This window comes from Halomonas sp. SpR1 (assembly GCF_031010175.1).
Lineage (GTDB): Bacteria > Pseudomonadota > Gammaproteobacteria > Pseudomonadales > Halomonadaceae > Vreelandella.
Window position 1 is genome coordinate 94,687 of record NZ_JAUAMB010000014.1, and the last position, 25,530, is coordinate 120,216.

The 25,530-nt window shown below is 56.9% G+C and carries 23 protein-coding genes; 17 read left to right on the forward strand and 6 right to left on the reverse strand.

From position 1 onward, the window contains the following. The first annotated feature begins 66 nt into the window (after positions 1-66). A complete protein-coding gene (locus QT231_RS11985; RefSeq protein ID WP_308337093.1) occupies positions 67-867 on the forward strand; it encodes an NRDE family protein in 801 nt (266 codons plus the stop codon). A 28-nt stretch (positions 868-895) separates the two neighbouring features. On the opposite strand, the gene ptsP is transcribed toward QT231_RS11985, so the two are convergent. Both ptsP and rppH read right to left on the reverse strand, forming a co-directional pair. Then, positions 896-3,157 (reverse strand): phosphoenolpyruvate--protein phosphotransferase, encoded by a 2,262-nt coding sequence (gene ptsP, locus QT231_RS11990; RefSeq protein WP_308337110.1) that lies wholly within the window; start codon positions 3,155-3,157, stop codon positions 896-898. 88 nt (positions 3,158-3,245) lie between these two features. After that, positions 3,246-3,737, reverse strand: coding sequence for an RNA pyrophosphohydrolase (gene rppH / locus QT231_RS11995; RefSeq protein ID WP_088701249.1), 492 nt, complete (start codon positions 3,735-3,737; stop codon positions 3,246-3,248). Between the two features lie 229 nt (positions 3,738-3,966). Here rppH and QT231_RS12000 point away from each other — a divergent pair, with 229 nt between their 5' ends. Next, entirely contained in the window at positions 3,967-4,623 is a 657-nt protein-coding gene (locus QT231_RS12000; RefSeq protein WP_308337094.1) for an HAD family hydrolase, read from the forward strand. A 520-nt stretch (positions 4,624-5,143) separates the two neighbouring features. On the opposite strand, the gene QT231_RS12005 is transcribed toward QT231_RS12000, so the two are convergent. The 3 genes from QT231_RS12005 to QT231_RS12015 all read right to left on the reverse strand — a co-directional run bounded on the left by QT231_RS12005 (position 5,144) and on the right by QT231_RS12015 (position 6,728). Continuing rightward, positions 5,144-5,383, reverse strand: coding sequence for a DUF2442 domain-containing protein (locus tag QT231_RS12005; protein WP_035577917.1), 240 nt, complete (start codon positions 5,381-5,383; stop codon positions 5,144-5,146). Then, complete coding sequence (locus QT231_RS12010) at positions 5,364-5,651, reverse strand: DUF4160 domain-containing protein (RefSeq protein WP_308337095.1); 288 nt, start codon at positions 5,649-5,651, stop codon at positions 5,364-5,366. The genes QT231_RS12005 and QT231_RS12010 overlap by 20 nt, the downstream gene beginning before the upstream one ends. Positions 5,652-5,753: 102 nt before the next feature. Then, on the reverse strand, positions 5,754-6,728 hold the full coding sequence (locus QT231_RS12015; RefSeq protein WP_064236344.1) for a malate dehydrogenase: 975 nt from the start codon (positions 6,726-6,728) through the stop codon (positions 5,754-5,756). A gap of 243 nt (positions 6,729-6,971) precedes the next feature. On the opposite strand from QT231_RS12015, the gene QT231_RS12020 reads away from it, so the two are divergent. Next, positions 6,972-8,090: an efflux RND transporter periplasmic adaptor subunit gene (locus QT231_RS12020; protein WP_308337096.1), complete on the forward strand. Its 1,119-nt coding sequence runs from the start codon at positions 6,972-6,974 to the stop codon at positions 8,088-8,090. Further along, positions 8,074-11,145, forward strand: coding sequence for an efflux RND transporter permease subunit (locus QT231_RS12025; protein ID WP_308337097.1), 3,072 nt, complete (start codon positions 8,074-8,076; stop codon positions 11,143-11,145). The genes QT231_RS12020 and QT231_RS12025 overlap by 17 nt, the downstream gene beginning before the upstream one ends. A gap of 330 nt (positions 11,146-11,475) precedes the next feature. Here QT231_RS12025 and rsd read toward each other — a convergent pair whose 3' ends face one another. Continuing rightward, positions 11,476-11,964: a sigma D regulator gene (rsd, locus tag QT231_RS12030; protein WP_308337098.1), complete on the reverse strand. Its 489-nt coding sequence runs from the start codon at positions 11,962-11,964 to the stop codon at positions 11,476-11,478. A gap of 413 nt (positions 11,965-12,377) precedes the next feature. Between rsd and QT231_RS12035 the strand changes: the two genes are divergently transcribed. The 13 genes from QT231_RS12035 (at position 12,378) to QT231_RS12095 (ending at position 25,314) form a co-directional block, all read left to right on the forward strand. After that, complete coding sequence (locus QT231_RS12035; RefSeq protein WP_308337099.1) at positions 12,378-14,663, forward strand: bifunctional salicylyl-CoA 5-hydroxylase/oxidoreductase; 2,286 nt, start codon at positions 12,378-12,380, stop codon at positions 14,661-14,663. Next, positions 14,660-15,403, forward strand: coding sequence for an SDR family NAD(P)-dependent oxidoreductase (locus tag QT231_RS12040; protein ID WP_308337100.1), 744 nt, complete (start codon positions 14,660-14,662; stop codon positions 15,401-15,403). Before QT231_RS12035 ends, QT231_RS12040 begins: the two co-directional genes overlap by 4 nt. Further along, positions 15,400-15,867, forward strand: a complete 468-nt coding sequence (locus QT231_RS12045; protein ID WP_064236334.1) for a MarR family winged helix-turn-helix transcriptional regulator — start codon at positions 15,400-15,402, stop codon at positions 15,865-15,867. The genes QT231_RS12040 and QT231_RS12045 overlap by 4 nt, the downstream gene beginning before the upstream one ends. 24 nt (positions 15,868-15,891) lie before the next feature. Next, entirely contained in the window at positions 15,892-16,704 is an 813-nt protein-coding gene (locus QT231_RS12050; protein WP_064236333.1) for an enoyl-CoA hydratase family protein, read from the forward strand. Next, a complete protein-coding gene (locus tag QT231_RS12055) occupies positions 16,704-17,837 on the forward strand; it encodes an acyl-CoA dehydrogenase family protein (protein ID WP_308337101.1) in 1,134 nt (377 codons plus the stop codon). Before QT231_RS12050 ends, QT231_RS12055 begins: the two co-directional genes overlap by 1 nt. A 307-nt stretch (positions 17,838-18,144) precedes the next feature. Then, a complete protein-coding gene (locus QT231_RS12060; protein ID WP_308337102.1) occupies positions 18,145-19,821 on the forward strand; it encodes a benzoate-CoA ligase family protein in 1,677 nt (558 codons plus the stop codon). 32 nt (positions 19,822-19,853) lie between these two features. Beyond that, a complete protein-coding gene (locus QT231_RS12065; protein ID WP_308337103.1) occupies positions 19,854-20,996 on the forward strand; it encodes an ABC transporter substrate-binding protein in 1,143 nt (380 codons plus the stop codon). Between the two features lie 63 nt (positions 20,997-21,059). Then, positions 21,060-21,980 (forward strand): branched-chain amino acid ABC transporter permease, encoded by a 921-nt coding sequence (locus QT231_RS12070; RefSeq protein WP_180096138.1) that lies wholly within the window; start codon positions 21,060-21,062, stop codon positions 21,978-21,980. After that, complete coding sequence (locus QT231_RS12075; protein WP_308337104.1) at positions 21,973-23,037, forward strand: branched-chain amino acid ABC transporter permease; 1,065 nt, start codon at positions 21,973-21,975, stop codon at positions 23,035-23,037. The genes QT231_RS12070 and QT231_RS12075 overlap by 8 nt, the downstream gene beginning before the upstream one ends. After that, the gene (locus tag QT231_RS12080) at positions 23,030-23,782 is read left to right on the forward strand and encodes an ABC transporter ATP-binding protein (RefSeq protein ID WP_308337105.1); all 753 of its coding nucleotides are present in this window, start codon (positions 23,030-23,032) and stop codon (positions 23,780-23,782) included. The genes QT231_RS12075 and QT231_RS12080 overlap by 8 nt, the downstream gene beginning before the upstream one ends. Then, positions 23,775-24,455, forward strand: a complete 681-nt coding sequence (locus QT231_RS12085; protein ID WP_308337107.1) for an ABC transporter ATP-binding protein — start codon at positions 23,775-23,777, stop codon at positions 24,453-24,455. The genes QT231_RS12080 and QT231_RS12085 overlap by 8 nt, the downstream gene beginning before the upstream one ends. Positions 24,456-24,481: 26 nt before the next feature. Further along, entirely contained in the window at positions 24,482-24,889 is a 408-nt protein-coding gene (locus QT231_RS12090; RefSeq protein ID WP_308337108.1) for a thioesterase family protein, read from the forward strand. A gap of 11 nt (positions 24,890-24,900) precedes the next feature. Beyond that, positions 24,901-25,314, forward strand: a complete 414-nt coding sequence (locus QT231_RS12095; protein ID WP_308337109.1) for a RidA family protein — start codon at positions 24,901-24,903, stop codon at positions 25,312-25,314. Positions 25,315-25,530: the final 216 nt, after the last annotated feature.

The following is a 25,530-nucleotide window of genomic DNA, read 5'->3' on the forward strand; positions in this document are numbered from 1 at the left end:
CGCTTCGTTACTGTCATGCTGCTCTTGCGTTGAACGTTTCCTCCCCTTTCCGCCTTCGAGTTTGTTATGTGCTTAATATCGTTTGCTTGGCAACCCGGCACACCCACACCTTTGCGACTGATGGGTAACCGTGATGAGTTTTATGCGCGCCCCACCGCGCCGCTGGGTGAGTGGCAAGACCGACCCGACGTTATCGGCGGGCGTGACTTAGAGGCCGGCGGCTCGTGGCTGGCCGCCAAGCGTGGCGGTGTCGTGGCCGCCTTAACCAACGTACGTGACCTGCAACTTAGCATGCCTGCCGGCGCCCCAAGCCGGGGTGAACTGGTCGCCAATGCCTTGCAGAGTGGTGATATTGAAGGTTGGCTAACCGCGCTCAATGAGGGCGAGGCACTGCGCTATGCCGGGTTTAATTTACTAGTCGCGACGCCGCAGCGGCTTTGGCACCTCCACCGGGGCCGAGACCGTTTGACTCTCAGTGAGGTGGCTCCAGGCGTGCATGGCCTGTCCAACGCTGATCTCAACTCACCTTGGCCAAAACTTTTATACGTTCGCGATGCGCTTGAGCAGAGCTTATTACCTGTAGGCACCTTGAAGGCCTGGCCCAGCGCCGTTCAGTGCGCAATGCAAAATCCGCAACAAGCGGCTGACGAGGAGTTGCCGGATACCGGTGTGGGGCTTGAACTGGAGCGCCAGCTCTCGGCGGCGTTTATCGTCGGCGAGCACTACGGCACCCGCGCCACCTCATGGCTTACGATGGATAGCCACGGGCAGATTGAAATTACCGAGCAGCGCTTTGGGCCGCTGGGGCGCTTTGATGGTGAGACCACTCTGGCGCTACCCAGCGACTCGCTTGCATCTACGTCCTAGGCAACGCCCTAAGATCCGTATGAAAAACCTAGTCACGGGGCGGCATTAGATGCGACAGCTGCCACTCATCCATACGTTTCTCTAGATGGGTATGCACCTGGGCAGGTGTATCCAGCGCCATCACTTCTTTCAGCAGTCGCTCGGCATCGCTAAACGGTACTCGGCGAATAGCCGCACGCACTTTGGGCAGACTTGGCGCGTTCATAGAGAGGCTGGTAAAGCCCATGGCCATAAGCAGCAGCGCCCCGGCCGGGTCCCCGGCTAGCTCCCCGCACAGTGAAATGGGTTTATTAAGCCGTGAGGCATCGTTAGCCAGTTCCAGCAGCGCACCTAACAGCGCCGGGTGCATGGCATCGTAGAGGCTGGATACCCGAGGGTTGTTGCGATCCACTGCCAGTAAGTACTGGGTTAGGTCGTTGCTGCCCACGGAGAAGAAGTCGACTCGCTTCGCTAGCGCGTCCATCTGGTAAATAGTGGCGGGCACTTCGATCATCACGCCCACTTGGGGCCTAATGACAGTAATGCCCTCTTCGCCCAGCTCTAGAATCGCACGATCCAGCAGGCGCAGTGCTTCATCGACCTCTTCGACGTTGGTGATCATCGGGAAGAGGACGTAGAGGTTATCCAGGTCAATGGAGGCTTTGAGCATGGCGCGCAGTTGCACCATCAGTACTTCCGGGTGATCGAGAGTGACGCGCATCCCGCGCCAACCAAGGAACGGATTAGCCTCTTCAATGGGGAAGTAGGGCAGATCTTTGTCGCCGCCGATATCCAGCGTGCGCATCACCACTGGCAACGGAGCAAAGCCTTCGAGCTGGTCACGATAGAGCTTGGTTTGCTCTTTTTCGCCGGGGAAGCGTTCGGTAATCATAAACGGCACTTCGGTACGGTAGAGCCCCACCCCACCGATGCGGCTTTTCAGCAGCGCGGTGGCATCTACCGCTAAGCCGGTATTGACCATAAGCGGCATGGTGTGGCCGTCAGGCGTGGCGCTGGGCAGATCCTGCTCATGCTCAAGCAGTTCGCTAAGCGCCTCTTCTTCGGCGATCAGACTTTCATAACGTGCCGTAAGTTCAGGCGCCGGGCGTACAAACAGGCGGCCACGGTGACCATCCAGCACCACCGGCGCGCCACCCAGGCGGGGCAGCGGTAAATCGACCATGCCCAGTACGGTAGGAATACCCATGGCGCGGGCGACGATTGCCACGTGAGAGGTGCTGGAGCCGCGTACCGAGACTAGCCCTTTGAGCTTGTCGCGGGGCACTTCGCCCAACATGGCCACGCTGATTTCATCACCGACCAAAATGGCGTTATCGGGATAGGTTTCCGGCGTTGATGGCGTATCTTCCTGCAGATGCGCGAGTACCCGACGGCCGAGATCGCGAATATCCGCCGCCCGCTCGCGCAGGTAGTTATCGTCCACCCGCTCTAAGTATTGGACGTGTCGACGCACTACGTCGGCCAAGGCGCCTGGCGCCCACTGGCCTTCGCGAATACGTTTTTCCACCTCATCGGCAAGCGCCGCTTCGCCAAGCATCTGCTGGTAGACATCAAACAGCGCCAGCTCCTGGGCGGAGATACGGCTTGCCAAGCGCTCGGCCGCCGCACGAATTTCGCTGCGGGTTTTTCCAATGGCCTCCTTTAAACGCGCCACCTCGTAGTCTTGATCGCTTGGAATGAGGTCAGGCACGCTATTAAGGTCGGAGGGAGGGGTAATCACCACCGCCTCCCCCATGGCCATACCTGGCGAGGCAGCAACGCCTTTAAACATTGCTTGCCCACCGGCAAGCGCCGGGCGCAGCAGGTTGCCTGTCGCTAACGCGTGGGCTAAGACGCCTGCTAGCTGTGCGGCCATAGTAACCAGGAAGGCTTCATCTTCGTCGTCGTACTGGCGTTTTTCTGCTTGCTGAACAACCAATACCCCCAGCATGTGGCGCTGGTGAATAATCGGCACACCCAGAAAACTGGAGTAGCGCTCTTCTCCGGTCGCTTCAAAATAGCGGAACTGCGGATGGGTCTGGGCGTCCTCGAGGTTAAGCGGCTCGCTGCGCTTGGCCACCAAGCCTACCAGGCCTTCGCCTAACGGCAGTACGACGCGCCCTACTGCTTGAGTGCGCAGGCCAATGGTCTCCATCAACACCAGCGACTCAAGCTCCTTGTCGTAAAGGTAGAAGGAGCACACATCGGTCTGCATCGCTTTACGAATTCGGCGTACCATCGTGGCCAGCGCGGCGTCGAGGTTGCGCGCGCCATTCACTTCCTGAATCACCCGGCGCAGCACCTCAAGCATGGACGTTTTACTTTTCACTATTATTTGCCTCGCTGAGGAATTTCCTGGCAAACTGCCGCCGCCCTATGTTGGACAGCGGCGCGTTGCCCTAATCTTCATCCTGTGCCAGGCGCTGAACGCGGGGAGACAGCTCTCGCAGCGCGCGCCGATAGACCTCTCGCTTGAAAGGCACTACCTGCCCTAGCGGGTACCAGTAGCTCACCCACCGCCACCCATCAAATTCGGGGGTTGGGGTTGCCGTCATACAGATTTGGCTTTCCTGGCAACGGATTTTAAGTAAAAACCACTTTTGCTTCTGGCCTATACAGACCGGACGCGAATGTGTGCGAATCATACGTCGTGGCAGACGGTAGCGTAGCCAGCCCCGGGTGCAGGCAACAATATCAACATCGTCGGCGGTCAGGCCGATCTCTTCGTAAAGCTCACGAAAAAGTGCTTGTTGTGGCGTCTCGCTTGCATTGATGCCCCCCTGGGGAAATTGCCACGCATTTTGTCCTACCCGACGTGCCCAAAGCAGTTGCCCCTGGCTATTGGCAATGATGATGCCAACATTGGGGCGAAAGCCGTCAGCGTCGATCACGGACTTCACCTTATAAATTTTCAGTTGTCCCCATTTTTCCACAAGGGTGACAAGCGTATCAATACAATATAACGCTAAGTCATGAATGGTTACTTGGTATTAGCCTGAGTGCTGGTGGGAATGGCCGGGCGACTCTGCGATAATCCGCGTCCGCTATTTGCCTTACTAGCGTCTTTTATCGCATGACGGATACACCACTACTAACCACTGACTAAAAAAGGGGAGCGCCGTGAGTCTGGCCATTTTCGATTTGGATAATACGCTGCTATCCATCGACAGCGATCATGCCTGGGGCGAGTTTTTACTCGAACAAGGGGCCGTCGACCCGGTCGCTTACCGGGAAGCCAATGAGCGCTTTATGGCCGATTACAACGCGGGCACCCTGGATATGGCCGCCTTTTTGGAAATGGCGCTTAAGCCACTGGCCGACAACTCCCCTGAGCAGCTTTCTGCGTGGCATCAGCAGTTTATGGTCAGCAAAATCGAGCCCAATATACTCCCTAAGGCGGAAGAGCTACTGGCGCGACACCGCACCAAAGGCGACACACTGCTGATTATTACCGCCACCAACCGCTTTATTACCGCACCGATTGCCGAGCGCTTGGGGGTGGATCATTTAATCGCGGTGAACCCGGAGGTCAAAAATGGCCGCTATACGGGGCGCGTGTCGGGCATTCCCAGCTACCGCGAAGGCAAGGTCACTCGTTTGGAAAAGTGGTTGGAAGATCAAGACCTGACTATGGAAGGCGCGTGGTTTTACAGCGACTCGCACAATGATTTGCCGCTGTTAGAAATAGTCGAGAACCCCGTCGCCGTCGACCCCGACGACACCCTGCGCCAAGTCGCTGAAGAGCGTCGGTGGCGGATAATGAGTTTGCGGGATTAGGTTGTGGTGAATCGTGAATCGTGAATCGTGAATCGTGAATCGTGAATCGTGAATCACGCAGAGTACGAAACGATTCACCATTTACAATTCACATTTTGTAGGCACCCGCGGGAGGCGTCGGAACGACGCCCAGTGGCACCTCAGCCAAAACCCGGCACCGCTTCGCGCTGCTTCCGCGGGTGCGCTTCGCTTACCACGCGCTACGAAACCCACCGATTCAACTACGTGCATACCTTGTAGCGCGTGGTAACGAGAACGCGAGTTCAGCGAGCGTTTGAGGCACCCGCGGGAGGCGTCGGAACGACGCCCGGTGGCACCGCACCAACCCCGGCACCGCTTCGCGCTGCTTCCGCGGGTGCGCTTCGCTTACCACGCGCTACGAAACCCACCGATTCAACTACGTGCACATCCCGTAACGCGTGGTAACGAGAACGCGAGTTCAGCGAGCGGTTGAGGCACCCGCGGGAGGCGTCGGAACGACGCCCGGTGGCACCTCACCAACCCCGGCAACACTGCGTGCTTAAGCTACTTTTTGTGCACGTGTTTCCAACATTGCGGCAATACTCAAATGGTAATCAATATCTGGCCACTCTATGCCTGTGGCGTCACAAATAAACTGGTAATGCCGCAGCACCTTAACAGAGGCCTGCTCAAGCTCGGGATACCAGTTCATAGGCGTTGAAATACGCCGACCATCGCTCAGTTCGACATGGAGGTAATGGTCATCAAAATGAACTTCTTTACCTGCTAAACCAGTCATTCCAAGTCTCCAAAAATTGTTGTTTATGCAAGTTAATCAACTCAAGGCACTCCTTGAGCTCCTGCTTCTTTAATGATGAATAAACCACCACTTCAGTCTCAATCTCGACTTTAGCCCAGCCATCTGACTTCATCACATGCACATGGGGTGGAGGGTGTTCATTGGCATAAAAAAAGAACTTGAAGCCTTTTTCATTCAGCAAGGTTGGCACTTCAATTACCTCTGCCTGTGAGACTAGAAGCATAGCAACCCCCAGCCATACCGTCACTTGCAAAGCCCCAAGCTAATCTGGGCAATAAAAAACCCCGCAAGCATCACTTGCGGGGTTTGGCGTTGGCTGGCGCTTATCTAAAAGCGTCAGTGGGCGCGTTTAGCCGAGCAGGTGCTCGACTGCAGCACGCTCTTCGCGCAGCTCTTTCTCGGTAGCTTTCATCTTCTCTTGGCTGAATTCGTCAAGCTCAAAACCTTGAACGATTTCATACTTGCCACCCTGGCAGCGTACCGGGTAGGAGTAGATGATGCCTTCTTCAATGCCGTAGCTGCCGTCTGACGGAATCGCCATGCTGACGATGCCTTTGGAACCCAGCGCCCAATCGCGCATGTGGTCGATGGCGGAAGAGGCAGCAGAGGCGGCAGAAGAGGCGCCACGTGCTTTGATGATCGCCGCGCCGCGCTGCTGCACGGTGGGGATGAAGTCGTTTTCGTACCAGTCGCGCTCAACCAGATCAAAGGCTGCTTTGCCGTCGACTTTGCACTGGGCCAGATCAGGATACTGGGTAGCACTGTGGTTGCCCCAGATGATCATGTTTTCAACGTCAGTGACGTGCTTGCCGGTTTTCTGAGCCAGCTGTGTCAAGGCGCGGTTGTGATCCAAACGCGTCATGGCAGTGAACTGACCTGCGTCCAGATCCGGCGCGTTGCAGGAAGCAATCAGCGCGTTGGTGTTAGCCGGGTTACCGACCACCAGCACTTTCACATCACGGCTAGCATGATCGTTCAGCGCCTTACCTTGTACAGAGAAGATCGCTGCGTTGGCTTCCAGCAGGTCTTTACGCTCCATACCTGGGCCACGCGGACGCGCACCGACCAACAGGGCGTAATCAGCGTCTTTGAACGCAGTGTTCGGGTCGTCGGTGGCAACGATCTCTTGTACCAGCGGGAAGGCACAGTCGTTAACTTCCATCACCACGCCGTTCAGGGCGTCCATTGCCTGGGGAATTTCCAGCAACTGGAGAATGACAGGTTGATCCGGCCCCAGCATGTCGCCAGCGGCGATACGGAAAATAAGAGAGTAGCTGATCTGACCGGCGCCGCCGGTAATCGCAATACGTACTGGATCTTTCATCATTGCTCCTTGATTGGTTCGCCTAGGGATGGTTCTCGCCTGAGGAGTGGTTTAACAGAACTCAAGACGCAAAGATGGTATGCCCAGTCAGGCAAAAACTCAATCAGACATGCGACTAGTACCCATTTAGCCTACTGGACATTGATGCATCGGCTTGCTACTCGCTGAAAAGGCTGAGTTGCGCTATGGTATCTTCGGTTTTATGCCCTCCTTTTTTTGTTTTGCTAAGGACATGGACGCTCCATGCGAAAAATTCCTTTCTCTTATGCCTTGGCTAGCCTACTGGTGCTGGCGCTGGTGATATGGCTCGCTTTTGGCAATTTTCAGCGTTTTCAAACGACGCCCCCAGACGCCCCGCCACGTAGCGAAGCGGGTTCGCGGGTAGAAATTGTCGTACAGCAGAGCACCCCGTTTATTCCTCAGCAAATTGTCCAGGGCCAACTGACGGCAGAACGCGAAACCACCCTGCGCGCCAACGTAGCGGGCTTTGTGGCAGAGAAACCCGTCGCCCAAGGCAGCCGTGTGGATGCTGGCGATACGCTGCTGGTACTGGATAACGACGCCCTACCCGAGCAGTTGCAGCAGGCCCGCGATGAGCTGGCTGTGGCCGAGGCGGAGTATGCCGGGGCACGCAATCTGCGCCAGCGGGAACTGATCTCCCAGCCGGAGCTACTGCGCTTGCAGAGTGCGCTAAGCGCCAGCGCCGCTTCGGTGGCACGACTGCAGAAGCAACTGAACGACAGCCGCCCCACCGCGCCATTTGAGGGCGTACTAAACCGCGTTCAGGTGGAGCTAGGCGATCTGCTGCAGCCCGGCGAAGAGTGGGGCCAGTTGGTGGATGACCGACGTTTGAAAGGTGCCGCCTGGGTCTCTCAGCAACAGGTGGGCGATTTAAGCGTGGGTTTGCCGGTGACCGCCCGGCTACTTAATGGCGATCATTTAGAGGGTGAGCTGACCTTTATCAGCCACCGCGCCGAAGAGGCAACGCGTAGCTTCTATATAGAAGCTACGCTGGATAACCCAGACGGTAAACGCTTGGCAGGCGGCAGCGCTGAATTGACCATTACCTTGCCGCCCCGCCAGGTGCACACCCTTTCACCCGCGCTGCTGAGCTTGAATAGCGAGGGCCAACTGGCGGTCAAGCATCTGGATGACAACGATCAGGTACAGCAGACTGCTGTTGAGCTCGTCAGCGCCGATATCCAACGCGCCTATGTCACTGGCCTGCCTGATCCGCTGCGTTTGATTACGCTGGGTGCCGGCATGGTAGACACCGGCGAAACGGTCACACCGGTACCTGTTGAGGAAGCCATCATTTCGCAGCCGGCGGAACAGGATAGCGTTCATGCGCCAGTTGATTAATGCGGCGCTAGCCCATACCCGTACGACGTTACTGCTGTTGGTGAGTCTCTTACTGGCAGGCATCGCTGCCTGGCAAATGATTCCAAAAGAGGCCAACCCCGACGTCACCATCCCGATGATTTATGTCTCACTGTCGTTGGAAGGGGTAAGCCCCGAGGATGGCGAGCGGCTGTTGATACGCCCCATGGAGCAGGAGCTGCGTGGTATTGAGGGGCTACGTAAATTTACCGCCCAATCCAGCGAGGGGCATGGCTCGATCACGCTGGAGTTCGATCCCGGTTTTAACCCCGACACCGCACTGACTGATGTGCGTGACCGGGTGGATATTGCCCGCAGCGAGCTGCCTTCCGAGGCCGATGAACCGAGGGTCTTTGAAGTCAATGTGTCGGAATTTCCGGTGTTAACGATTGGCCTCTCCGGTCAATTGGATACCCGCGAACGCATGACCATTGCCCGGCGCTTGCAGGAGGAGATCGAAGGCATCGCCGATGTGCTGGAAGTCGACATTGCCGGTGAGCGGGAAGACCTGCTGGAGATTGTCGTTGATCCGCTGGTGCTGGAGAGCTATGGGGTCGATTTTGACGCCTTGTTTAATCAGGTATCGCGCAATAACCGCTTGGTGGCAGCGGGCAGCCTGGATACAGGCGCCGGGCGCCTGGCGTTAAAAGTCCCCGGCATAATTGAGTCCCTTGAGGACGTCATGAATATGCCGGTCAAGGTCGATGAGGATCGCGTGGTCACCTTCGGCGATGTGGCGTGGATTCACCCCACCTATAAAGAGCCGGAAGGCTTTGCCCGCATTGATGACGAGCCAGCGGTGGTGCTGGAAGTTTCAAAGCGTGCCGGGGCCAATATCATCGCCACCATTGGCGCCGTCCGCGACCGTTTAGCCGAAGCAGATGATTTACTTCCCGAGCAGCTCAGCTTCACTACCATTCTGGATGAGTCGACCACCGTTGAGAATATGCTCTCTGAGCTACTCAACAACGTACTGACCGCTGTGGTGCTGGTGCTGATTGTGGTGGTTGCAGTGATGGGCTGGCGCATGGCGCTGCTGGTGGGACTCACCATTCCTGGGGCCTTTTTAACCGGTATCCTGCTGGTGTGGGCATTTGGCTTTACGCTCAATATTGTGGTGTTGTTCGCGCTGATTCTGGTGGCAGGAATGCTGGTTGACGGCGCCATCGTGGTCAGTGAACTTGCCGATCGTCACTTACGGGATGGTCAAACGTCTCACGAAGCGTGGCTCAACGCTGCTTCGCGCATGAGCTGGCCAGTAATTGCCTCGACAGCCACTACACTGGCAGTATTTATTCCTCTGCTGTTCTGGCCCGGCGTGGTCGGCCAGTTTATGAAGTACCTGCCTGCCACGGTCATTTTGTGCCTGCTGGCATCGCTTGCCATGGCGCTGGTGTTTTTGCCCACGCTGGGGCGCTTGTTTACCCGCAGCGATGCCAAACAATCAAATGCCCGTCATGAGGACGCCACGACCGCCTTTGGTCGCGGCTATCGCCATCTGCTGGCAAGGCTACTTATGCACCCGGCTTGGGTACTGCTGGTGACGGTGCTGCTAATGGCACTGCTGTATACCGGCTATGCCCGTTTCAATCACGGCGTCGACTTCTTCCCTAACGTGGAGCCCGATAGCGCTCAAGTATTGGTGCGTGCCCGGGGCGATTTCTCCGCTGTGGAAACGGATGCCATCGTGCAGCGAGTAGAAGCCAAACTGTCCGGCATGAGCGAAGTGCGAGCACTGTATGCGCGCTCCTTTGCGGTGCCCAACGAGCAGATGGGCAACGATGTGATTGGCATGCTGCAGTTCCAGTTTATCGACTGGCACGAGCGCCGTCCTGCCCAGGCTATTCTGGACGATATGGCCGAACGTGCCGGGGATATTCCCGGTATTACGCTGGAGTTTCAGGAGCAGGAGATGGGCCCCGGTGGCGGCAAACCAATCGTGCTTGAAGTGAGCGCTACCAACCCCGAGGTCGCCGATGCCGGGGTTAACCAGCTAAGTCAATTAATGCGCGAGCTGGGCGGCTTTACCGATATTCAGGATAACCGTAGCCTGCCGGGCGTGGAGTGGCGAGTTAACGTGGATCGTGAGGCCGCTGCGCGCATGGGTACGGATGTCACCACCATTGGTAGCGCGGTGCAGTTGTTGACCACCGGGCTTCAGGTGGCGAGCTATCGCCCGCCGGAAGTAAGCGATGAAGTGGATATCCGGGTGCGCCTGCCGCAGAACTGGCGCTCGCTGGATCAGCTTGAGCGGCTGACCATCAATACCCAGCGAGGTCAGGTGCCCATCTCCCATTTTGTGACGCTTGAACCCGCCCCTAAAGTGGGCACGCTGAACCGCATTGATGGTCGTCGGGCGATTACCATTGATGCAGACCTTGCCCCCGGCTACCTCGCCGATGAGCGCCTGGGCGCCCTGCTGAATGCGAGCAAAGATAGCCTGCCTGACGGGCTAATGGTCAATGTGGCGGGCGAGCAGGAGGATCAACAGGAGTCGATGCAGTTCCTGGCCAGTGCGTTCTTGATTGCTATCGGCTTGATGGCGCTGATTCTGGTCACTCAGTTTAATAGCTTCTATCAGGCGGGCCTGGTGCTCTCCGCGATTGTGTTTTCCACCGCGGGGGTTTTGATGGGGCTACTGATTACCGGTCAGGCTTTCGGCATTGTGATGGTGGGGATGGGCGTGATTGCTCTGGCGGGTATTGTAGTCAATAACAATATTGTTTTGATCGATACCTACAACGAGCTGCGCGGCCAGGGTATGTCACCCGGCGAAGCAGCGCTTGAAGCTGGCTGCTTGCGCCTTCGCCCGGTGCTGTTAACAGCGATTACCACGGTGTTGGGGCTAATGCCGATGGTACTGGGAATCAATGTTGACCTGTTCACCCCTGCCCTTGGCTTTAATGCCCCCTCCGCCCAGTGGTGGACACAGATGTCGAGCGCCATCGCCGGCGGGCTCACCTTCGCCACCGCACTAACGCTGCTGCTTACGCCTTGTATGTTGGTGATAGGCGGGAAGTTACGTCGCAGGGGGTGAAGGGTGAATCGATTATTGGGCGTCCCCGTTTTATGTGCACACGTGATTTAGTAGCGCGTGGTAAGCCTAAGGCGCACCCGCGGGAGCAGCGCGAAGCGGTGCCGGGGGTGGCTGCGGTGCCATCGGGCGTCGTTCCGACGCCTCCCGCGGGTGCCTCAAATGCTCGCTGAACTCGCGTTCTCGTTACCACGCGCTACGGGATGGGCACAAAGCTGGATCGGTGGGTTTTGTAGCGCGTGGTACGCCTAAGGCGCACCCGCAGCGGTGCCGGGGTTTGGGTAATCATCAGCGGGCAAAAGCGCCGTCTGGCGGCGCCTGTTTCATAAGGTCTTAAGCGGGGGCTTTGGTGTGCTGCGGGCTGTGGGCAGCGTGTAGACGCGCAATCAACTGGTCTTCCAGCGCGAAACGTTCGGTAAGGCCGCGGGCTAAGCGGTCGATCCAGGCAGGCAGCCGGGCAATATTTTGTTCACAGCTGAGCGTGGAGCCAAAATCGGTATCAAACTCCAAGACCATCTCGGTGGACATTTCTAAACGCTCAAACAGTTTAGCAGCGATCGCCAGCGCGCTTTCATCCTCAAAGGCTTTCGCCTCTTCCGACAGCTGAGGATAAATCTCAAAGTGGCCCGCGCTGATGTAGTCCATTAACTTTTCACTGAAGGTATCGATAGGCGCTTTGCTCACTGCTTCCAGCTCAGCATCGCACGCTTCCTTTAGCTCGATAAAGCTAACTAATAGCTGACGACGTTGATCCAGCCAGCGGTCGATCAACGTGTGCACGCCACCCCAGCGCTCCAGGGCATTTTTGCAATCTTCGAGCATGGGGTTTTCTCCTTAAACTCACCATTAACTGCTATTAATAACGACTATCAACCGCTCAAAACAGAGAACAGGCTTAGAGTCGCGCCTCTCACTACCTCTGTCAATCCCAGCGAGTACGGTTTCCATGGTACTAAAAGTTCACTGCCCATAACGCTTTCATCTATGCCTGGTGACCAGCGTTCTCAAGCGGCTGATGTCGCCGTATTTTTACCTCTTTTATGCTCTCATCTTAGGGGCACCATTGCGAGCGCAGCAGCATGCAGCTCGTTACACGCTTGCCCATACATTAGAAAAAACAGGGTGGAAAATCTTGCCAGAAAAATAGTTTAAGCTTAAAAAGTTTATACTTGAATTTTATTAATCCCTCTCCTATCTTCAGAAAAGAGCCTGCTTTCCTGTGGAGGAGAAGAAGAATGAGAATTGCCTGCCTGGGTGGAGGGCCTGCCGGCCTCTATTTCGCGATCAGTATGAAACTGCAGGATCCTTCCCATGACATTGTGGTGATCGAACGCAACCGTGCGGACGATACCTTCGGGTGGGGCGTGGTGCTGTCAGACGAAACGCTGGACAACCTCGCAGCGAATGACCCGATCAGTGCAGAGCGCATTCGTGAACATTTCGCTTACTGGGATGACATTGCAGTCGTTCATAAAGGCGTAAAAACGGTCTCTACCGGCCACGGTTTTTGCGGCATTGGCCGTCGCCAACTGCTGATCCTGCTCCAAGAGCGTGCTCGCGAGCTGGGCGTTGAAATGCGTTTTGAAACCGATATAACGGAAGCCTCCATTGAGCAGTACCGGCAAGAATATGACCTGGTACTGGCCGCCGACGGCCTTAACTCCCGCACCCGTCAGACCTATGCTGAACACTTCAAACCCGATATTGATGTCCGTGCGTGTAAGTTCGTTTGGCTTGGCACGCACCAGACCTTTAATGATGCCTTTACGTTTATTTTCGAACATACCGAACATGGCTGGGTGTGGGCCCACGCGTATCAATTTGATAAGGATACGGCGACCTTTATCGTCGAGTGCAGCGAGGCCACCTGGCAGGCGTTTGGCTTTGGCGAAATGAGCCAGCAGGAATCAATCGCAGTTTGCGAGCGCATCTTTGCCAAGCATCTCGATGGCCATGCACTGATGACAAACGCTAACCATATACGTGGTTCGGCGTGGATCAACTTCCCACGGGTACTCTGCGAGCGCTGGAGCTATGAGAATGTCGTGCTGATGGGCGATGCCGCAGCGACTGCCCACTTCTCGATTGGCTCGGGCTCCAAGCTCGCCCTGGAAAGCGCCATTGCGCTGGCAACCTATTTACACAGTGAAGGCAGCATGGAAGCTGCCGTCGCTCGCTACGAAGAAGACCGCCGCTTTGAAGTGCTGCGCCTACAGTCAGCCGCGCGCAACTCCACCGAGTGGTTTGAGCAGGTGGAGCGCTACCTGGATCTTGACCCGGTGCAGTTCAACTACTCGTTATTGACCCGCTCCCAGCGCATCAGCCATGAGAACCTGCGAGTGCGCGACCCAGAGTGGCTGGAGAGCGCCGAGCGCTGGTTTCAAACCCAGGCGGGTAATCCTGGTAGCGCCCGGGCACCCATGTTTGCGCCCTACCAACTGCGCGATATGACGCTGGCAAATCGCGTGGTGGTCTCCCCTATGGCGCAGTACAAAGCCGTGGATGGCTGCCCTACCGATTGGCACTTTAGCCACTACGCCGAGCGGGCCAAAGGCGGCGCAGGCTTGGTGTATACCGAAATGACCTGTGTCAGCCCCACCGGGCGAATCACTCCCGGCTGCCCAGGGCTGTACGCCCCAGAGCACGAAGCAGCGTGGAAGCGGTTATGCGATTTTGTGCATACAGAAACCAACGCCAAGCTATGCGCCCAACTTGGCCACTCCGGCCCCAAAGGCTCGACTCAACTAGGTTGGCAAGAGATGGACGCCCCCCTTGCCGAGGGCAACTGGCCAATACTATCAGCCTCTGCTCAACCTTGGTCTGCACGCAACCAGGTACCCAAGGCGATGGATCGCGATGATATGGAGCGGGTGCGCGACGAGTTCGTTCGCGCGGCGCAGATGGCCGTCCGTGCGGGCTTCGATATGATTGAGATTCACGCCGCCCACGGCTACCTGCTCTCATCCTTCATTACCCCCCTAACCAATCACCGTGACGATGAGTATGGAGGCTCGCTGGACAACCGCTTGCGGTACCCGCTTGAAGTTATCAACGCCGTGCGCAGCGTTTGGCCTGCCCATAAACCGCTTTCAGTGCGTATTTCCGCCAACGACTGGTGCGGCGATGAAGGCATTACCCCCGACGATGCGGTAGAGATCGCCAAGCGGCTGCGGGAAGCAGAGGTGGATATTGTGGATGTCTCTGCCGGGCAAACCTCCACCCAGGCCAAACCGGTGTATGGACGTATGTTCCAAACGCCCTTCTCTGACCGGATCCGTAACGAAGCCTCGATTGCCACCATGGCGGTGGGCAATATCTATCAGGCTGACCATGTGAACTCGATTCTGATAGCCGGGCGCGCCGACTTAGTCTGCATCGCCCGCCCCCATCTGGCTGACCCTTACTGGCTGCTGCACGTTGCCGCAGGCTTGGGTGATAGCGAGGTCGAGTGGCCTGCGCCCTACCGGGCAGGTGCCGATCAGCTACAGCGGTTGGCCGAACGTGGCGAGGGGTGGGTATGACGCAGCTCACAGACAAGCGCGTGGTGATTACCGGCGGTGGCAGCGGCATTGGTGCCGATATGGCCCTGGCCTTTGCCGAAGCAGGCGCCGAGGTCACGATTACCGGCCGCAGAGAGGTTGCCCTTCAAGCGATTGCAGATCAACACCGTCGCGTTGACTTCGCCGTGGTCGATGTGACCGATGAAGTCGCCATGGTGGCGCTATTCGAAAAAATTGGCAGGGTCGATATCGTCATCGCCAATGCCGGAGCGGCAGAGAGCGCGCCGTTTGCCAAAACCTCGTTTGAACAGTGGCAGCGAATGCTCAACGTTAATCTAAGCGGCGTGTTTCTAACCCTGCGCGAAGGCTTAAAGCAGTTGAACGACGGTGGGCGACTAATTGCCGTGGCCTCCACCGCAGGCCTAAAAGGCTACGCCTATGTAGGTGCTTACTGCGCGGCAAAACATGGCGTGGTGGGCTTGGTGCGTTCGCTGGCGGCTGAAACAGCCACACGCAATATCACCGTCAATGCGCTCTGCCCTGGGTTTACCGACACACCGCTACTCGCTGCTAGCGTCGACAATATTGTGGCTAAAACGGGTCAATCGGCCGAACAGGCCACTTCCCACTTCGAATCCACCAACCCCACCGGGCGCTTAGTCACTCCTGCGGAAGTCACCGCCACCGCACTCTGGTTATGCGGCCCTAACAGCGGCGCGATAAATGGACAGGCGATCTCAATCTCAGGAGGAGAGGTATGACAGCCGAAGGCCTAGGAAAAAATAGCTTAAGCAAGGAGCGACTGCGCTTATGGCTGCGCATGCTGCGGGTTACCCGTCAGGTTGAGGCCGAACTACGCGAACGCCTGCGAACGGAGCACGACTCTACACTGCCCCGATTTGATGTCATGGCTGCGCTATATGCCGCTGAGGAGGGCCTGAAAATGAACGAGCTCTCCAAGCGGCTGCGGGTTTCCAACGGCAACGTCACCGGCATTATTGATCGTCTGGTGGAGGATGGCGCCGTGGAGCGTATTGCCATTGAGGGCGACCGACGCGCTACGCGGGTCTGCCTGACCGTGGCTGGCAGAGACACCTTTAGAGGCATGGCCGTTGAGCATGAACGCTGGATCAATGCGCTATTCGAGGGGGTGAGCGAAGAGGACGCCCACCATATCGGCGAGTTGCTCCACCGCTTACCCGCTACTCCTAACGATGCCAATTAATCACCGACAGGCGAGAACAATAATATGAAGAGTATGGCTGGCTTAACCCCCGAGCACTTTATCTGGGAGATGAGAGGCGGAGTCGCCGTTATTCGGCTCAATCGCCCGGAGCGCAAAAACCCGCTGACCTTCGAGAGCTACGCTGAGCTGCGCGACACCTTCCGTGATCTGGTGTATGCCTCGGATGTGCATGCGGTGGTGTTTACCTCCAACGGCGAGAACTTCTGCTCCGGCGGCGATGTGCATGAAATTATCGGCCCCTTGGTGGGCAAGGATATGAAAGGCCTACTCGAATTCACCCGCATGACCGGGGACCTGGTCAAGGCCATGCTCAACTGCGGCAAGCCGATTATTGCTGCCGTCGACGGCATCTGCGTAGGCGCAGGGGCGATTATCGCCATGTCCTCGGATATTCGCTTTGCCACCCCCCGCGCCAGCACGGCGTTTCTATTCACCCGGGTGGGCTTGGCGGGCTGTGATATGGGCGCCTGTGCAATGCTGCCGCGCATTATCGGCCAAGGCCGTGCAGCCGACCTGCTCTACAGCGGTCGCAGCATGAGTGCCGAGGAAGGTCTGCAGTGGGGCTTTTACAACCGAGTGGTCGAACCTGAAGCCCTGGAAGAAGATGCCATCGCCTACGCCACCCGGTTGGCTAACGGCCCCACCTTTGCCCACAGCATTACCAAAACCCAGTTAAACCAGGAGTGGTCGATGAGCCTGGAACAGGCCATCGAATCAGAGGCCCAGGCCCAGGCGATCTGTATGCAAACCAATGATTTTGCACGCGCCTACCACGCCTTTGTAGCCAAACAAAAACCTGAGTTTAAGGGGGACTGATGAGCGACAAGAGTTTTCTAGCATGGCCCTTTTTTGAGGCCCAGCATCGCGAACTTTCCGAGCAACTTGAGGCGTGGTGCCGCGCAGAGCTACCCCGCGATCACAGCGATGTGGATGCCACCTGTATTCAGCTTGTGCGCGATCTGGGTAAGGCAGGCTTTTTACAAGGCACGGCCGGTGAGCATATCGACGTGCGCAGCCTGTGCCTGATTCGTGAAACCCTTGCCCGCCATGACGGCCTGGCCGATTTCGCCTTTGCCATGCAGGGGCTGGGCACCGGCGCGATCAGCCTATACGGCAGTGACGAGCAGAAACAGTGGCTGGACAAAACTCGCAGCGGTGAAGCGCTTTCGGCGTTTGCCCTCAGCGAGCCTCGCTCTGGCTCCGATGTGGCCCAACTGGATACCACCGCCGAGCGTGACGGCGATAGCTACCGTTTGAATGGCGAGAAAACCTGGATCTCTAACGGCGGCATTGCCGACATCTATACAGTCTTCGCCCGCACCGGCGAAGGCCCAGGTGCCAAAGGACTGTCGGCCTTTTTGGTTCCTGCTGATACACCGGGGCTGGAAATTCGCGAACGCTTGGAGTCGGTGGCGCCCCACCCGCTAGCACGGCTGGGCTTTAACGATATGGTGCTACCTGCCAGCGCCTTGATCGGCCAGCCGGGCCAGGGCTTTCGGATTGCCATGTCCGTGTTAGACGTTTTCCGCTCCACGGTAGGCGCCGCGGCACTTGGCTTCGCCCGCCGGGCGCTGGAGGAGTCGCTGTCTCGCAGCCGCTCTCGTGAGCTGTTTGGCGCCACTCTTTCCGATCTGCAAATGGTGCAGGGTCACTTAGCCGATATGGCGTTGAATGTGGATGCCGCCGCCCTGCTGGTGTATCGCGCCGCCTGGACGAAAGATCAAGGCGCTGAACGGGTCACTCGCGAGGCAGCGATGGCCAAACTGTTTGCCACCGATCAGGCCCAGCAGGTGATTGATCAGGCAGTGCAGCTGCACGGCGGTGACGGCGTGCGCAAAGGCCATATTATCGAGAGCCTCTACCGCGAAATCCGCGCGCTGCGCATTTACGAAGGCGCGTCAGACGTTCAGAAAGTAGTCATCGCCCGCAGCATGCTTGCGGAGGGGTAAATAGCAAAAAGCCGTACCGTAGTATCCAAAACAATAAAACACAACGCCAGACACCGTATCCCTGCCCCAGGGCTAACACAGTTGGAAATGACTTCTTTGAAAACCTCCGTTAACGGGAGAAGAGAGCAGGTTGTAGCGAGGGTCTTTTGTCAGGGATGACAAAAGTAGCGCCCAAGGATGGGTTCACAGCGCCCTCGCGGAAACCTGCTCTCGAAACCAAAGAGGTGCAGTTCGCCATCTGTGGAAGACCTGACTCCTATGCGTATCGGGCAGGAATAAACAACGACTCTAAATACGGAGGTTGGTCATGTACATCCAGTCGGCTCATGCTGATACTTTTGCGCGGGATAACCTGCCACCCATTGATAGTCAGCCTGAGTTTCTGCTTTCAGGCTACGATTACCCTGAGCGACTTAACGCGGGCGTTGAGCTTTGCGACCGGCTGCTCGACCAGGGCCATGGTGAACGTATTGCCCTAGCGGGCAACGGCCGACGGCGAACGTACCAAGAACTTACCGAGTGGACCAACCGCCTCGCCCATGTGCTGGTGGAAGACCTGGGCGTCATTCCTGGCCAGCGAGTGCTGATTCGTTCGGCCAACAATCCGGCCATGGTGGCCTGCTGGCTGGCCGCCACCAAGGCAGGCGCTGTGGTCGTCAACACCATGCCGATGCTGCGCAGCAAAGAGCTTTGTCAGGTGATTGATAAAGCGGAAATTAGCCTCGCCCTCTGCGATACCCGACTGCTCGATGAGCTTGCCGAGTGCCAGGAGCAGAACCCGCTACTCAAGCGTATTGTCGGCTTTGACGGCACCGCCAATCATGATGCGGAACTTGACCGCTTGGCACTCAGCAAACCCACCACCTTTGATGCCGTGGATACCGCCGCCGACGATGTGGCGCTGCTTGGTTTTACCTCGGGTACTACCGGCTCGCCCAAAGCCACCATGCATTTTCACCGCGATCTGCTGGTGATTGCCGATGGCTACGCCAAGGAAGTGCTTCAGGTAACCCCGGAAGATGTATTCGTCGGTTCGCCCCCACTGGCGTTTACCTTTGGCCTGGGTGGGCTGGCGATCTTTCCGCTGCGCTTCGGCGCCACTGCCGTGCTGCTCGAACACGCCTCCCCGCCCAATATGATGGATATTATTCGCGAATATCAGGCCACGGTGGTGTTTACCGCCCCAACGGCATATCGCGCCATGCTCTCAGCGCCTACGCGTCATGAAGATTTAAGCAGCCTGCGCGTGGCGGTTTCCGCTGGCGAAACGTTGCCAGCACCGATTTATCACGACTGGATCAAGCAAACCGGTACGCCCATCATCGACGGTATCGGCGCGACTGAAATGCTGCATATCTTTATCTCTAACCGTCTGGAGGATCATCGCCCCAGCTGCACCGGCAAACCGGTGACCGGTTACGAAGCACGAATCGTTGATGACGAGATGAATGATGTACCTCACGGCACGGTGGGTAAGCTTGCCGTGCGCGGCCCCACCGGCTGCCGCTACCTAGCCGATATGCGCCAGCAAAAGTATGTAAAGGCGGGCTGGAATATCACCGGCGATGCGTTTTATCAGGACGAAGAGGGTTACTTCCACTTCGCTGCTCGCAATGACGACATGATTGTCTCGGCAGGCTATAACATTGCCGGCCCTGAAGTTGAAGCAGCACTGCTGGCTCACCCCGCCGTTAAAGAGTGTGCGGTGATTGGCGCGCCCAGTGAAGAGCGTGGGCAAATTGTCGAGGCTTTTGTTGTTCTAAACGATGGTTTTCAGCAAGATGAAGAGTGTCAGCAAATGTTGCAGGACTTCGTCAAACAGACGATCGCGCCCTATAAGTACCCTCGCTCCATACGTTTTATCGAGGCGCTACCAAAAACAACCACGGGTAAAGTTCAGCGTTTTAGGCTGAGCCAGGAGCATTATCCCAGCGCTGGCTCTGCTTGCTCTGGTGCCACATCAAAAAACGTACAACCCTCTTAGCAATAAAACGATTAAATAATGAGGAACTTGCTATGAAACAGATTACTCGCTTAGGCCTTGGTTTACTGCTCTCTTCAAGCGTGCTGACGGCACATGCTGAAGAGGTCAAAATTGGCATGATCACTACGCTGTCAGGGGGTGGTTCGCACCTCGGTGTGGACGTTCGCGATGGCTTTATGCTCGCCCTTGAGCAGTCGGGCCGCGACGATGTGGAGGTGCTGATTCAAGACGATGCCAACCGCCCGGATCTGGCCCGCAGCCTGGCCAATGAGTTTATGCAGCGCGATGAGGTGGACATCCTGACCGGCATCATCTGGTCTAACCTGGCCATGGCAGTGGTGCCCTCCGTTACGCGCCAGGGCACCTTCTATCTCTCACCCAATGCAGGCCCTTCCGATTTGGCCGGGCGCATGTGCCATGAAAACTACTTCAACGTGGCGTATCAAAACGACAATCTGCACGGCGCCATGGGCGCGTACATGCGTGAACAGGGCTACGAGCGGCCGATTATCATGGCGCCCAACTACCCCGCAGGCACCGATGCATTAGCGGGTTTCAAGCACCTTTATGAAGGTGAGGTCGTTGGCGAACTTTATACCCAAATGGGCCAAACCGACTACGCCGCTGAAATTGCCCAGATTCGTGATAGCGATGCCGACAGTCTTTTCTTCTTCCTGCCCGGTGGGATGGGTATCTCGTTTATGAAGCAGTGGGAGAGCTCCGGCGTTGATATGCCGATCTTTGGCGCCGCCTTCTCGTTTGATGAAATTCTTATCAAGGCCGTTGGCAGTGCCGCCATTGGTGCACGCAATACCTCGCTGTGGGCTTATGATCTCGAAAACGAAGCGAATGACCGCTTTGTCGAGGGCTTCCAAGCCGCCTATGACCGCATGCCCACCCTTTACGCGGCGCAGGGCTACGACACCGCCAACCTGATTCTTAGTGCCCTCGACGTTGCCCACCCCGATGATCAAGACGCCTTCCGCGAAGCGCTGCGTGCAGCCGACTTTGACAGCGTGCGCGGTGAATTCCGCTTTGGCCCTAACCACCACCCTATTCAGGACATCTACGTACGTGAAGTCGTGGAGGGTGACGATGGCGAGCCCACCAATCGCCTGCTTGGTATCGCGGTGGAAGATATCCAGGACATCTATTTTGAGCAGTGCCAGATGTAATATCGCCGTGGCTGGGTGTCATCACCCAGCCTTTGCTTTCTTCCTTTGTTAAGGATGCCTAACGTGTCCGTTACTCTGCTAATAGAGCAACTTCTCAACGGCGTGCAGCTCGGCACCATGCTGTTTTTGATGGCCAGCGGCCTTACCCTGGTATTCGGGGTAATGGGTTTAATCAACCTGGCCCACGGCTCTTTTTATATGGTCGGGGCCTACGCCACCGCCGCTGTGACGGCCTCAACAGGCTCTTTTTTAATCGGCCTTGGAGCTGGCATGGCGGCCGCCGCGATGGTTGGCGCCTTGGTGGAGCTACTGGTGATTCGCCGGCTTTATCACCGCCCCCACCTTGATCAGGTGTTGGCGACCTTTGCGCTTATTTTGATTTTTTCTGAAGGCACGCGTTGGATCTTTGGCTCGTCGCCCATGCGGCTTAGCCCGCCTTCCTGGTTAACCGGGTTTGTTACGCTGCCCGGCGATACCCGCTACCCCATCTACCGGTTAATGCTGATTGGCGTGGGGATCGTTATTTCTATCGCACTTTACTTTTTGATCTCCAAAACTCGCTTGGGCATGCGTATTCGTGCGGGTGAGAGCGACCGCGAAATGATTGGCGCGCTGGGGGTGAATATTTCCAAGCTTTATACCGTCGTGTTCGCCTTGGGCGCGGGTCTGGCAGGCTTGGCCGGTGCGTTGGTGGGGGCGCTGCAATCGGTTCAGGTGGGAATGGGCGAGCCGGTGCTGATTTTGGCCTTCGTAGTAATCGTCATTGGCGGAATTGGCTCCATTAAAGGCGCGCTACTGGGTGCCTTGTTGGTGGGCGTGGTCGATACATTGGGGCGGGTTTATTTGCCTATTTTCTTCCGCGCCTTTATGCCGCCCTCAGAGGCGACCGGGGTCGGCGCGGCGCTGGCCGCAATGCTGATCTATATCCTCATGGCCGTTATTCTCGCCTTCAAGCCTAAGGGACTGTTCTCTGCCCATGACTAATAACACTTCCCTGACTAATGGTGCCTCACAAGCCAGCACCGCCGATACTGCACTTGCGCCCAAAACTGGCAGCCACTTTGACCGCAAAGGCCTGGTGCAGATGGCACTGCTCGGCCTGCTGCTATTGGTGCCGGTAGCGGCTTACCTCCTGGGCCATATCTACTACGTCAATCTGGCCTCACGGATGACGATCATTGCCATGGCCGCTGTGGGCCTTAATCTGGCGATAGGCTATGGGGGCATGGTGAGTTTTGGCCATGCCGCCTATTTCGGCTTGGGTGGCTACGTTGCGGGCATCAGCGCCTACCATGCGTTTGATTACTCGCCGTTTATGACCTGGCCTTTCAGCGTTCCGGGTAGCGATAGCCTGCTGGTGGTGTGGCTGGTGGCTGCCCTGCTGTGTGCGCTTTTGGCGCTGGTGATCGGCGCTATATCGCTGCGTACCACGGGGGTGTACTTCATTATGATCACCCTCGCCTTTGCCCAGATGATTTACTACTTTGCCAACTCCTGGCCAACCTATGGCGGCGAGGATGGCCTACCCATTTATATACGTAACACCCTTCCCCTGTTCGATAGCAGCAATGCATTAACCTATTTCCTGATCTGCTTCACCGGGCTGGTATTGGCGATGGCGATCACCTCACGGCTGATGAAATCCCGCTTTGGCGCCGCCCTCACCATGGCGCGGCTTAACGATGTGCGTTTGGCCACCGCGGGTATAAGCCCCTACCCCATTCGCCTGGTGGCGTTTGTGATTTCTGCAGCGATCACCGGCCTTGCCGGGGCGCTCTATGCGGATCTAAATGGTTTTGTTAGCCCCAACATGCTCAGTTGGCACTTCTCCGGTGAACTGATGGTGATTGTGATTCTAGGCGGCGTAGGCCGCCTTTATGGCCCCCTGGCCGGTGCGGTGCTGTTTATAATGATGGAGACTTTTCTCGGAGGCGTTACCCAGTATTGGCAGCTGTTCCTGGGGTTAGTGCTACTTGGGGTCGTGCTGTTTGCCAAACACGGCGTGATGGGTTGGTTGGCCGGGAGGGAGCGAAATGAGTAATGCCGTTCTTTCGCTACAAAACCTGAATAAACACTTTGGCGCGCTGCAGGCGACCAGCGATGTTTCACTGGATCTTAAGCCAGGGGAAATTCACGCCCTGATTGGCCCCAATGGGGCGGGCAAATCGACCTTGATCGGCCAAATTGCCGGCAATATACGCCCTGATGAGGGCCGCGTTTTTCTAGCGGACACCGAAATCACCGGCATGAGCATTGCCCAGCGCGCCCGCATGGGGCTGGGGCGTAGTTTTCAGGTCTCCTCGCTGGCTGAACCATTATCGGTGATGCGCAATGTGATGATGGGCGTTCAAGCGCTGCAGAGTCATAGTTTTCGCTTCTGGAAACCCGTCGACCGGGATCGGCAGTTGCTTGAACCTGCTTATGAGGCGCTGGAGCGGATGCAGCTTAGCCACCGCGCCTGGACGCCGGTATTTGAGCTTTCCCATGGTGAACGCCGTCAAGTAGAAGTGGCCTGCGCCCTGGCACTCAAGCCCCGCGCGCTGTTACTTGATGAACCCATGGCAGGTCTGGGCCCGGAAGGCTCAGCGAAACTGACCGAGCTGCTTGAAGCGCTAAAGTTGGAAGTGCCCATTCTGCTGATCGAGCACGATATGGAAGCGGTATTTCGGCTTGCTGATCGTATCTCGGTGCTGGTCTCTGGCAGCGTTATCGCCCACGGCGATAGCCAAGCCATTAGGCAGGATCCGCGCGTCCGTGAAGCCTACCTGGGGGATTCTGATGCTTAAGGTTGCTGACATTGAAACGTTTTATGGCCCCTCCCAGGCGCTATTTGGCGTCAATCTTGAAGTGAACGCTGGGGAAATGGTGGCGTTGATGGGCCGCAATGGTATGGGTAAAACCACCACCATTCGCTCGATATTTGGTCTGACTCAAGCTCGCCGCGGCACTATTGAATTTGAATCTCAAGACATACGCCGCTTGCCCGCTTACCGCATCGCCAAGGCGGGCTTGGGCTTAGTGCCTGAGGGTCGCCGCTGCTTTCCCAATTTATCCGTACGCGAAAACCTGCTGGTCACCGCTCGCCCCGGCGAGTGGACACTGGAGAAAGTAGAAACGCTGTTTCCGCGTTTGGAGGAGCGTCGGGTGCAAATGGCCAAGACTCTCTCCGGCGGTGAGCAGCAGATGCTGGCCATTGGCCGTGCGTTGATGACCAACCCACGCTTGCTGGTGCTCGATGAAGCCACCGAAGGGTTAGCGCCGGTGATTCGTCAGGAGATTTGGCGGGCGATTCGGCTGCTTAAGGAGCAAGGCCAGGCGACGCTGTTGGTGGATAAGTCGTTAAGCGAAATCCTGCCCATCGCTGACCGCTGCACCATTTTAGAGAAAGGCAGCACGGTGTGGGACGGCAAGCCTGCCGCACTGGACAGTTCGGTGCGTGATCGTTATTTGGGTGTGTAGTTGAGAATAAACAGGGGGAAATAATAATGGCGTTTACCACGCAGCGGAAGGTGCGTTTTCAGCACTGTGATCCGGCAGGTATTGTGTTTTATCCCCGCTATTTCGAGATGATTAACTCCGTGGTGGAGGATTGGTTTGAGGAGGTTGTGCACCACGACTTTAACCAACTACATGTGGAAACCGGTACAGGCGTGCCCACGGCCGCCATCGACACCCAGTTTCACGCGCCTAGCCGGTTGGGCGAACGGCTGACCTTTGAATTAAGGGTTCAGTCTATGGGGCGTAGCAGTTTAACGCTGCAGATTATCGCTTATTGCGGAGAGCAAAAGCGCTTAACCAGCGATTCAACCCTGGTATTTGTGGATTTAAGTAGCGGTAAGCCGATGCCATGGACAGAGGCAATACGCCAGCATATTACCGTTGATAACCTATAAGGATAGCCATAATGAGTGACGCCACCTTTCATCAGCTTCTTCACCCTTCCCATTGGAAACCGGCCATCGGCTACGCTAACGGCGTGCTTGCTTCCGGCCAGACGGTTTTTGTCGGCGGTCAGATTGGCTGGAATGCCGATCAGGTATTTGAAAGCGATGATTTCGTCGTTCAAGTGAACCAAGCGCTACAAAACATCGTGGCGATTTTAAAAGAGGCGGACGCAGGCCCGGAACATATCGTTCGGTTAACCTGGTATGTGACGGACAAGCGGGAGTATCTGGCCCGGCTTAAAGAAGTGGGCGGCGCTTATCGCGAGGTGCTGGGCAAGCATTTCCCGGCGATGACCATGGTGCAGGTGGCGGGACTTGTGGAAGATCAGGCCAAGGTGGAAATCGAAGCAACGGCGGTTATTCCTGCGGTATAAAATTGCTTGCTGAGAGATAACACTAAGCACAAGAACGGAATAGCCTGTAGCGGGGGTCTTTCGCCATGGATGGCGAAAGTAGCGCCCAGGGATGATGAGATGGTCTCCTCCCCCCCATTGTCGGCGTCAAAATGCGCCAGAATGAAAGTGTCACTTCATTCAAGACGGGAGAAGACCATGAACAAGTATAGGGTGATTGGCGTGGATCTCGCAAAA